This window comes from Paenibacillus sp. NFR01, assembly GCF_900111565.1.
Lineage (GTDB): Bacteria > Bacillota > Bacilli > Paenibacillales > Paenibacillaceae > Paenibacillus_AQ.
Genome location: NZ_FOIK01000004.1, coordinates 291,072 through 300,667, shown reverse-complemented (window position 1 = coordinate 300,667; position 9,596 = coordinate 291,072). Strand labels below are relative to the sequence as shown.

Below are 9,596 nucleotides of genomic sequence, written 5' to 3'. Positions count from 1 at the left end.
GTACCGGCAGAAGAGAGTGTACCGGCGGTGATCGTCGCTCCAAGCACGCTGGTCAATGTACCTGCAGTAACCGTCGCACCAAGCACGCTGGAAATGGTACCGTCAAGCAAATTGGTTACAGTACCGGCTGACGAAAGAGTACCGGCCGTGATCGTCGCACCAAGCACGCTGTTGATCGTACCGGCTGTGATCGTCGCACCGAGTACGCTGTTGATCGTACCGGCCGTGATCGTTGCACCAAGCACGCTGCTTAACGTACCTGCGGTAATCGTCGTGCCGAGCACGCTGTTAATTGTGCCGGCCGTGATGGTTGTCCCAAGCACGCTGGAAATCGTGCCGCCCAGAATGACGGTCGTCAGATTACCATCGGAATCCACGGTAAGAGGGAGGTCGGTTTGGGTAGACGGGTCACGGCCGAAAAGCAGCGTCCGTAGATTATCTGGATTGGACTGAAATGAACTATAGTTCGGCAATGTGATCATCCTTTCTTTTTCGGAATTTTGCATAGAGTAGAGTGGCAGGTATACCTGCGAAAAAGACCCCAACCTTCGTCCGGGTCTATGCAAGCATGGCCTGTACGGCAATAGAAAGACATTCGTATGATGTGGTATTAATTTATGGAACTTTTGAGAGATTGACTGGGCATGGCGAGAAAAATATGCGTTTAATCAAACAATCTGAATATGGCCTCCGCATACTACGGGGAAAATGCTAGAAGTATGGAAGGAGCACTCCAATGCCCAACGATGCGGTATTTAAAACGTTATGTCTTCCAGCTTCTATGCCTCGATTGACGATTACCTCGTCGATCAACTTGTCCTGGTGGGAGTAGCGGCGACAATTGGTTTTCTTCAAAATGGCAGCCTGTTCCTCGTTGGAGCGGGCGGCCGTTTATGTTGGTGCGTTAGCGCGTGATGGTCGTGTGTTTGGAGCTAATGTCATTGATCCGGCGCGCAGCTTTCTGCGATGGCGAATAAGTAACGGACATGAGAGCCGTTATTTGTAGAAAAAGCGGATATTTCCCGAACTAACGGACCTCAGAGACGTTATTCTTGATAATTTGCAGTTTTTTTGGGTGTTTTTATGATTATAACGGCGCTCAGGTCCGTTACATTGGATATGAGCCTCATTTTGGGCGAATAACGGCGCTCAGGTCCGTAAGCATGAGGGATCGTATGCTCAGCTTCGGTCCAGCGCAGTCAAACGGTCTTTCCCTGGTTCGAATACCGTTGACAAGAAATATTGCCAGTGGTACCTTCGTATTAGAGAAACCGGTTTCCCAAACAAAGTTAAAAAAGGACGCAACACGCGTCCGGATAGCTGTTTTATGGTTTAAACTACGCCCTGCCTTCCCAAGAAAGGCTATATCACAAGAAAAAAGCTACCTCCGGGTACTGGATTCCCGGACAATCAGCTCCGGCTTCAGCAGGAGATGTTTAGCCGGTGTTTCCGGATTGCCGAGCTGCTCCATCAGCAGCTTGCCGGCGGCGACGCCGAGCCGGAAGGTGTCGATGTTCAGGGAGGTTAGCGGCGGCGTCATGTACCGTGCCAGCGGATAGTCGTCGAAGGTGGCGATGCCGAGCTCCTGCGGAATGCGGACGCCGAGCTCGCCGGCGGCTTTCAGCACGCCGTATGCGATGTAGTTGTTGATGCAGACGATCGCTTCGGGCGGGCGGCCGCTCTGCAGCAGCATCATCGCCGCCCGGTAGCCTTCTTCTTCATGGGCTTCGCCGCAGTGCACCCACGCTTCGTTGAGCGGCCGTCCGGCCTGCTCCAGCGCCTTCCGGTAACCGGCGTAACGCTGCTCACGGATGGCCTCCCCATCCATGCCGCCGACAAAAGCGACGGAAGCGTAGCCCTGGGCGAGCAGGTGCGCGGTGAGCATTTTTCCGCCGGAACGGTTATCGAAATCGACCCAGCTTCCCGGAGCCTGGATCTCCCCTACCGAAATATACGGGAACCGGAGCCGGTGCAGCTCCTCGCATAGCGCTTCGCTCAGCACGGAGGTATTGGCGATCAGCCCGTCCACCCGTTTGTTCAGCACCAGCCGCTGCAAAAAATGTCCCTCCGGATGGTTATGCTGGATGTTGGCGATCGTAAGCTCGTATTTCCTCGTGCCGATGACGCTTTCGATGCCGCCGATGATGTTGTAGAAGTACTGGTTCAGAAATTCGCTTTCCTTGGACATGTCGACTAACAGCGCGACAGTTTGACTGCTTTGCCGGGCGAGCCCGGTGGCAATGCTGCTCGGGGTATAGTTCATCTCTTTCATGATCTCGCGTACCCGCTGCTTCGTATCCTCCGAGATCCGCGGGGAATCGTTCAGCACCTTGGACACCGTCGATTTGGCCACGCCTGCCGCTTTGGCAATATCCGTAATCGTTACCTTCATCCTCTGACCCCCACGATCTTCCGAGCTTTTATGATACTTGCCATAATATCACAGTTTGTGTCATCTACCTATACTATAAATTAAAGGAGTTCTGTCTTATGTCTACCCGCTGGTTTGTACATCACGCTGCTGAGGACCCATTCGCTTTTCCCGCCGGTCCGGGCATGCTTAAGCTGAGATTGTTCGTGCAAAACGGCCTGCACCTGACCTGCACCGTGCTGCATGCCGACCGTTATTCGCCGCCCGGAAGAGAGCAGCCGCAAGCCATGGAGCGCATCGGCTCCGCCGGCGCTTACGAGCTGTATGAGACCGTCATAGCAGCTGAAACGGGAAAATGCCGCTATCTGTTCCACCTGCAGGATGCCTCCGGCGCTTACGCTTGGTATGGGGAGCGGGGGATTTCCGAAAACCGGGACCAGGCCGGATTTTTCCAATATGCTTATATCCATCAGCCGGAAGTGCTGAAGCTGCCTTCGTGGAGCGAAGATGCGGTGGTATATCAGATCTACCCGAGCAGCTTTAACGGCGGAACGCTTGAGGGCATTTCTGAAAAAATCCCCTATCTGCAGGAGCTGGGCGTAAACGCCGTCTACATGACGCCGGTGTTCGAATCGCCTTCCGAGCATAAATACGACACGACCGATTATTTCGCCGTTGACCCGGCATTCGGTACGCTGGAAGACCTGAAGACATTGGTGGCCACTGCCCATCAACATGGAATCCGGGTCGTGCTGGATGCGGTGTTTAATCATTCGGGGGACCATTTCTTTGCATTCAGGGATGTGCTGGAAAAGGGCGAGGCATCGGCGTACAAGGACTGGTTTTTCATCCGCTCCTTCCCGGTGCAACAGGCGCCCGAGCCGAATTACGAAACGTTCGGAGAAGGCATTGCGGTGATGCCGAAGCTCAATATGGGGCATCCCGCGGTAGCCGACTACATGATGGAGGTTGCAAAATATTGGGTGCGCGAAGCGGGGATCGACGGCTGGCGGCTTGATGTGGCCAATGAGGTCAATCCGCTGTTCTGGTCGCGGTTCCGCCGCGAGCTGAAAGAGGAGTTTCCGGAGCTGCTGATTATCGGGGAGATCATGCATGCCCCCGGCCCATGGCTGCGGGGGGATCAGTTTGACGGCGGGATGAACTATGTGCTGCGCGACGCGCTGCTGGAGTTTTTTGCAGAACAAACCGCCGGCCCGGCCCGGTTCATGGAGCAGCAGCTGCATATCGAGGCGATGCTGAACGACCAGGCGAATTCGGCGATGTTCCAGCTTCTCGGCAGCCATGACACGCTGCGGTTTCTGACGGCGTGCAAGGAGGGGGGACGCGGCTGGGATCATGAAGCGACCGCGCTCCGCCGGATGAAGCTGGCGGTCTTTTTCCAGATGACCTATTTCGGTATTCCGATGATTTATTACGGCGACGAGGTCGGCATGGAAGGCGCAACCGATCCACACTGCCGGAAGCCGATGCTATGGGAGCCGGAGACGCAAAACGCCGAGCTGCTCGGCTGGTACCGGAAGCTGATTGCCCTGCGCCGTGAATATCCGATGCTGCGCGGCAAAGGCGCCTTCCAGCCATGGATCGTCGACGAAGCGCGGAACGTGGTCGGATACTTCAGGGGCCGCGGTTCGGACAAAGCCGGGGTTATCCTGAACCTGTCTCCGAATCATTACCAGCTGGAATTAGACGGCAGCAGCTTCGGCAAAAATGTCCTGACCGACGTACTCACCGGACGAACCCTCCATTGCTCGAAAAAGATGGTGGCCGAACTGGAGCCGTTCGGCGGCCTGCTGCTGATCTAAAACGCGGCTTACTTCTTCTTTTTGCGCAGTGCCCGGTATTCCTCGTTCTCCCACTGCTTCAGCAGCGGGTACGGATCAAACGCCCACTCGGTAATGCCGCGGTCGCGGTAAATGCCGAAATGCAGATGCGGCGGGAATTTGCCCTGGGTGCCGGGATTGCCGTAGCCGGAGCTGCCGACCCAGCCGATCGTTTGTCCCGGCGTGACGATGTCGCCGCGGGACAGCGATTTCTCATAGCCGGTCAGATGGGCGTAGTAATGATAGCGGTTTTCGATATCGCGGATGCCGATCCGCCAGCCGCCGTAACGGTTCCAGCCCTTCGTCTCCACGATGCCGTAGCAGGTGCTGCGCACGGTCATTCCATGCGGCGCGAACAGATCGGTTCCTTCATGGATGCGGGCGCCGCCCCAGCTGCGGCCGCTGCCCCAGGTGCTGCGGTAAGCGTAGCTGTTGCCGAGCGGCAGCGGGAACGCATTGCCGGACAAATCCAGCCGTCCGAAATGCTCGTACAGCTTGGCAAATTGCGCCACGCGCTGCGCCGCCCGGCCGTTGTGGTAATATTCCCAGACGCCGATGCTGAAATCGCTCGGCGAAGTCCCGTATTTCAGCAAATGGCTCGCGATGCTGAACAGTACATCGGTGTCGTTGTCCGCGCGCGCAGCGCCGTCGCCGTCACCGTCGCGGCCGAATCCGCCGAAGAAGCCGATCGACTTCGGCGACGTGTCCCCCTGATCGGGATTCAGCGGCCCGCACCATACGGGTGCGGGGATGTCGATCCCGGTCAGACGCGCAGCGCGTGCGGGCTCCGCCGGCGACTTCTTTTTGGCAATGGTCCGCTCGTACTGGTCGATGGCGGCAAAATTGAACCAAGGAATCCCGGTAGCCGCGCTCATTTGCTCGAAAAGCTGCCTGCGGGCTGCGGACAGCTCCGCCTTAGAGGCTTCAACCGCTGGGGCTTTCGTCTCAGCGCGGGCCGGCGAGGGTGCAGCGCTTCCCCATACCATGGCGGCGGCAATGAGCAGGCATCCGGTTTTCCGTAAAGCGGGTTTGTAATGTAGCGGCGACATGGCCTCAACCTCCTGTAACCAGGGTCTCTGAATGGAAAGGGTCCTCTCCGGCGATGCCGGGAGGGCTTTTTTGCATATAAGCATTGATATGTTGGCCGTTTCTTCTTGTTAGATTGGAGCAAAAAGCGTATTTTTATCCCTAAATCCCCGGCAGGGCCGTTATTCCCGGAAGCTGCACAAAAGCAGGCATTTGCCCGGGCGGCATGCTATAATATGAGGCAGTATGTTCCTAACCTTCTGGTGAAAGCGGGGTTTGTCCTTTTGACGAGTAAAACAGCCAAGCAACCCAAACCGGACTGGATCAAGATCAAGCTGACCACCGGCGAGCAATATCAGGATATCAAAGGCATGATGCGTTCCAAGAGCCTGCATACCGTATGCGAGGAAGCGCGTTGCCCGAATATTTATGAATGCTGGGCGAACCGTACCGCAACCTTTATGATTCTCGGCGATATTTGCACCCGTGCGTGCCGGTTTTGCGCAGTGAACACGGGCCTGCCGACCGAGCTGGATTTGCAGGAGCCGGAACGGGTGGCTGAAGCCGCCGCCAATATGAAGCTGAACCACTGCGTCGTGACCAGCGTCGCCCGCGATGATCTGGCCGATGGAGGCGCGGAAATTTTCGCGTTGACCGTTCAGGCGATCCGCCGCCGGCTGCCGCTGTGCAGCGTGGAGGTGCTGATTCCCGATTTTCTAGGCAACCGGGAGAGTCTGCAGACCGTGATGGACAGCCGTCCGGATATTTTGAACCATAATATCGAGACGGTGGAACGGTTGTCGGACCGGGTACGCGCCAAGGCGAAATACCGCCGCTCGCTCGAGCTTCTCGCCCGGGCCAAGGAAATGAAGCCGGACATCCCGACCAAATCGAGCATCATGCTCGGGGTGGGAGAGGAATGGAACGAAATTTTACAGGCGATGGATGATTTGCGGGCCGCAGATTGTGATATATTGACAATAGGCCAATATTTGCAGCCGTCTTCCAAGCATTTGGATGTGGAGAAATACTATGCGCCGGAGCAATTTGCGGAGCTGAAAGAGGAAGGACGGAGACGGGGCTTCAGCCATGTGGAGGCCGGGCCGCTCGTCCGCAGCTCGTATCACGCGCATGAGCAGGTGCAATCGGCTGCCGCCGCCCGCGCGCAGCGGCCGGTATAGATTGTTACATCTATAGTTTAAAGTGAAAGGCAGGCGACATACGCTTGATCGTTATAGGAGGAAAAGGCTACGAGCTGATGCTCGATCATAAAGACGGCTGGAATCCGGAAGCCTTCCGCGGCAGATACAGTGAAGTGCTGGACCGCTACGATTATATTATCGGCGACTGGGGCTACAGCCAATTGCGGCTCAAGGGCTTTTTCCGGGACAACCATCCGAAAGTCAACAAGGATACCGCGTTTTCCGGCATGGTGGATTACATCAATGAATATTGCAACTTCGGGTGTGCGTATTTCGTGCTGCAGAAGATGAAGGAGCTGCCGAAGGAAGGCACCTACACGGACATTCTGCTTCGCGATGCTGCGGAAGAGGGCGAAGAACGCGAAGAATCTTCGGTGCGCCAGGAGACGGCTGCATCCGCGGCATCCCCCGCTCCGCAGCGGGAGCAGCGGGAACCGCGGGAACATGTTTCCCGGCAGCCTCGCGAACGCGAAGAGGGCGGCAAGTCGCATGGCGCCAAAGAGCAGCGCCATCGACGCGATCATCACGGCCGCAGCCACCGCAGCAAGGACCGCAAAGGCCATAAGGAAGGACAGTCGTCCAAATCCGCGCCAAAAGAACCGAATCCACCCGCAAACTAAACCGGAGCGCTGCTCCGTATACCTGAAAACGGGGCCGTCCCTCAGCCATTCGGCTGGTTGGGACGGCCCCGTTTATGTTATGCAGCGATTATTTTACGGATAATTTCAATTGATGGGTAGATGCATTGTAGCTCCAGGTAAAAGCAGGGAATTTCTTCTTAAACGCATTCAGTTCGATGTAAGTTTCGTCATCCTGGATCAGCGCGTCTTTGGCAGCCAGCGTATACCCGGACACTGTTCCGTTGCCTGCGGTCAGCAGCACTTTTTTGTTCTTGGCATCCCAGGTCAAATCGGCTTGCACGAGGGCGGCCAGCACCTTCGCCGAGGCGTAGGTTTTGTTGCCCTGCTTCACGAGTCCCACGTTGCCGGCGAACGGTGTGCCGTTCACGTCGAGAATGTGGTTGTCGCCGGAGGCCGTGATTTGCGTCATGCCGGCGATTTGCAGCGCGGTGATGAGCTGGGCCGCTTTGCCTTGCACCTGAATGTCGGGGGACAGGCCGACATGGTTGAAATCTTCTTTGTTCGGCGTCAAATATTTCTCGATCGTCAGCTTCAGCGTGTCGCCGTTCGAGAGCGACAGCAGCCCCTGGATTCTGGCTTTGCCGAAGGTGCGCGTTCCGACGATGGTGGCAATGTGGTTATCCCGGAGCGCGCCGGTGAGCGCCTCGGATGCGCTGGCGGTGTATTCGTCGGTGAGCACCACGACCGGTACGCCGATTTTGCTGCCGTCTGTGATGGTGACCGGCGTCAGGGCCCCGCTTTGGTCAGAGGTATACATCATGATGCCGGACTGCATAAATTTGGTGGCGATATTATAGGCCGAGTCCATGTATCCGCCGGTGTTGTCCCGCAGATCCAGCACCATGGATTTCATGCCGGCGGCCCGCATTTTATCCAGCGCCGCGGAGAACTGCTCGTCCGCATCCTGGGTGAACCCGCTGATGGAGATGTAGGCGATGTTGTTGCCGACCATCTTGCTGCTCACGGATGCCGGCGTAATGGCCTTGCGCGTTACGACGATGCTCTTCTGGGCGCCGCTGCGAAGCACGAGCAGGGTGACTTTGCTGCCCGGCTGGCCGCTCAGCTCATCCCCTTCGGTGTCCGCGATCCGGACGCCGTTGATCTTGAGAATCACGTCGCCCCGTTTGAGGCCGGCTTGTTCCGCCGGAGACCCCGCGATCACTTCTTCGATATAAAGCTCCTTGGCGGTCTCCATCAGTTTGACGCCGATGCCGACAAATTCAAGATCCACTGCGCTCGTGAAATCCTCGGCTTCCTGGCTGTCCAGGTATTGGCTGTACGGATCGTCCAGCGTGTCGACCATGCCGTCGATTGCTCCGCGGATCAGCGTATCCTGATCCACGCCTTCCACATTGTACTGCTGCAGATACTGCATGACCTCAAAGATAATATCGGTTTTTGATGCTTCGGAAGATGCCGTTTCCGCAGAGGCGGGCGGAGCTAGCCACACGGATAAAGCCAGGGCCCCGCTGAGAACTGCGCTGACGATTTTGGTCGATTTCATTTACGCACCCTTTTTCTATATATTATTGGCTGGTCTATGTAAAAACGGTTTATTATACCATTCGGTTTTTACCCGTGTCTATCCTGCTTTGACGCAAAAAAAAGGCCTGGTTTGGCTCCGACGCAATTGCAGACCGGGATGCTGCTGCATCGCCGGCCTGCAAATTGGCTGTGCCGTCAACCAAGGAACGCTTCGCGTACCCGGCTCCAGAACGGGAAGGGACGGTACCTGGCAAATCTGATTTTTTTGTCGGACACCTGGCAACGGACCGAAATCAGGTCGTCGACAGGGATGTTGTTATGGTCAACGGTCAGCAGGAGGCGCTGCTCTTTTCGCGAAAAGATGTCGCAATGGTGATGCTTCGGCAGCAGCAGCGGCGAACCCATCGTGCGGAATACCCGGTTGTTGATGGAGGCGATTTCGGCGATCTGCAATGCCTCAATTGTTGGATGCACCATGGCGCCGCCCAGGCTTTTGTTGTAGGCGGTACTGCCCGATGGGGTCGAGATGCACAGTCCGTCGCCGCGGAACATTTCGAACGTCACATCGTTAATGTCCATCTGGATCACGACCGTTCCGTCCACGCCTTTCAGCGTAAACTCATTGAGAGCGATATGGGAGGTGGATCCGGATCGCTTGTGAATCTCAAGTTCCAGCAGCGGGTACTGCACCATCCGCGCTTTATGCGGTGTCGTTTCCCCCATGCCGCACATGTAATCGACCAGGGTCGGAAGCTCTTCGGCCTTCCAGTCGGCATAAAAGCCGAGATGGCCGGTATGCACGCCGACAAAAGCCAGATTCGGAATCTGGTCGATAAAGGTATGAAACGCATGCAGCATCGTTCCGTCGCCCCCGATCGAGACGACGATTTCCGGGGATTCGGCATCGAGCTTCATGTTGCGTTCTGCCGCGAGCCGGTGAAACTGTTCCGCAAGCTCAATGGAAAGTTTGTCGCCGCGGTCCAGGACATAGTATCTCAAGATGTACAGGCTCCTTTATCTCAATCGATGA

7 protein-coding genes and 1 pseudogene are annotated in these 9,596 nt (G+C 56.5%); 3 read left to right on the top strand and 5 right to left on the bottom strand.

What is annotated here, in order from left to right; genetic code table 11:
- Both BMW84_RS18680 and BMW84_RS18675 read right to left on the bottom strand, forming a co-directional pair.
- Positions 1-473: pseudogene (locus BMW84_RS18680) on the bottom strand (hypothetical protein); the annotation flags it as partial.
- A 908-nt stretch (positions 474-1,381) separates the two neighbouring features.
- A complete protein-coding gene (locus tag BMW84_RS18675; protein ID WP_091071000.1) occupies positions 1,382-2,392 on the bottom strand; it encodes a LacI family DNA-binding transcriptional regulator in 1,011 nt (336 codons plus the stop codon).
- 98 nt (positions 2,393-2,490) lie between these two features.
- On the opposite strand from BMW84_RS18675, the gene BMW84_RS18670 reads away from it, so the two are divergent.
- A complete protein-coding gene (locus tag BMW84_RS18670) occupies positions 2,491-4,194 on the top strand; it encodes a glycoside hydrolase family 13 protein (RefSeq protein ID WP_091070999.1) in 1,704 nt (567 codons plus the stop codon).
- 8 nt (positions 4,195-4,202) lie between these two features.
- On the opposite strand, the gene BMW84_RS18665 is transcribed toward BMW84_RS18670, so the two are convergent.
- Complete coding sequence (locus BMW84_RS18665) at positions 4,203-5,198, bottom strand: M23 family metallopeptidase (protein WP_254773051.1); 996 nt, start codon at positions 5,196-5,198, stop codon at positions 4,203-4,205.
- Between the two features lie 324 nt (positions 5,199-5,522).
- Here BMW84_RS18665 and lipA point away from each other — a divergent pair, with 324 nt between their 5' ends.
- Positions 5,523-6,419: a lipoyl synthase gene (lipA, locus tag BMW84_RS18660; protein ID WP_254773040.1), complete on the top strand. Its 897-nt coding sequence runs from the start codon at positions 5,523-5,525 to the stop codon at positions 6,417-6,419.
- Between the two features lie 44 nt (positions 6,420-6,463).
- Positions 6,464-7,060 (top strand): YutD family protein, encoded by a 597-nt coding sequence (locus tag BMW84_RS18655; protein ID WP_091070993.1) that lies wholly within the window; start codon positions 6,464-6,466, stop codon positions 7,058-7,060.
- Positions 7,061-7,148: 88 nt separating this feature from the next.
- Here the strand turns inward: BMW84_RS18655 and BMW84_RS18650 are convergent, their stop codons facing one another.
- On the bottom strand, positions 7,149-8,585 hold the full coding sequence (locus BMW84_RS18650) for a S41 family peptidase (RefSeq protein WP_091070992.1): 1,437 nt from the start codon (positions 8,583-8,585) through the stop codon (positions 7,149-7,151).
- A gap of 176 nt (positions 8,586-8,761) precedes the next feature.
- A complete protein-coding gene (locus BMW84_RS18645) occupies positions 8,762-9,565 on the bottom strand; it encodes an NAD kinase (protein ID WP_091070990.1) in 804 nt (267 codons plus the stop codon).
- Positions 9,566-9,596: the final 31 nt, after the last annotated feature.

Bases quoted from the DNA above. Each gene is read 5' to 3' on its own strand.
- BMW84_RS18675 (WP_091071000.1), bottom strand. From the start codon at position 2,392: ATGAAGGTAACGATTACGGATATTGCCAAAGCGGCAGGCGTGGCCAAA.
- BMW84_RS18650 (WP_091070992.1), bottom strand. From the start codon at position 8,585: ATGAAATCGACCAAAATCGTCAGCGCAGTTCTCAGCGGGGCCCTGGCT.
- BMW84_RS18665 (WP_254773051.1), bottom strand. From the start codon at position 5,198: ATGGTATGGGGAAGCGCTGCACCCTCGCCGGCCCGCGCTGAGACGAAA.
- BMW84_RS18670 (WP_091070999.1), top strand. From the start codon at position 2,491: ATGTCTACCCGCTGGTTTGTACATCACGCTGCTGAGGACCCATTCGCT.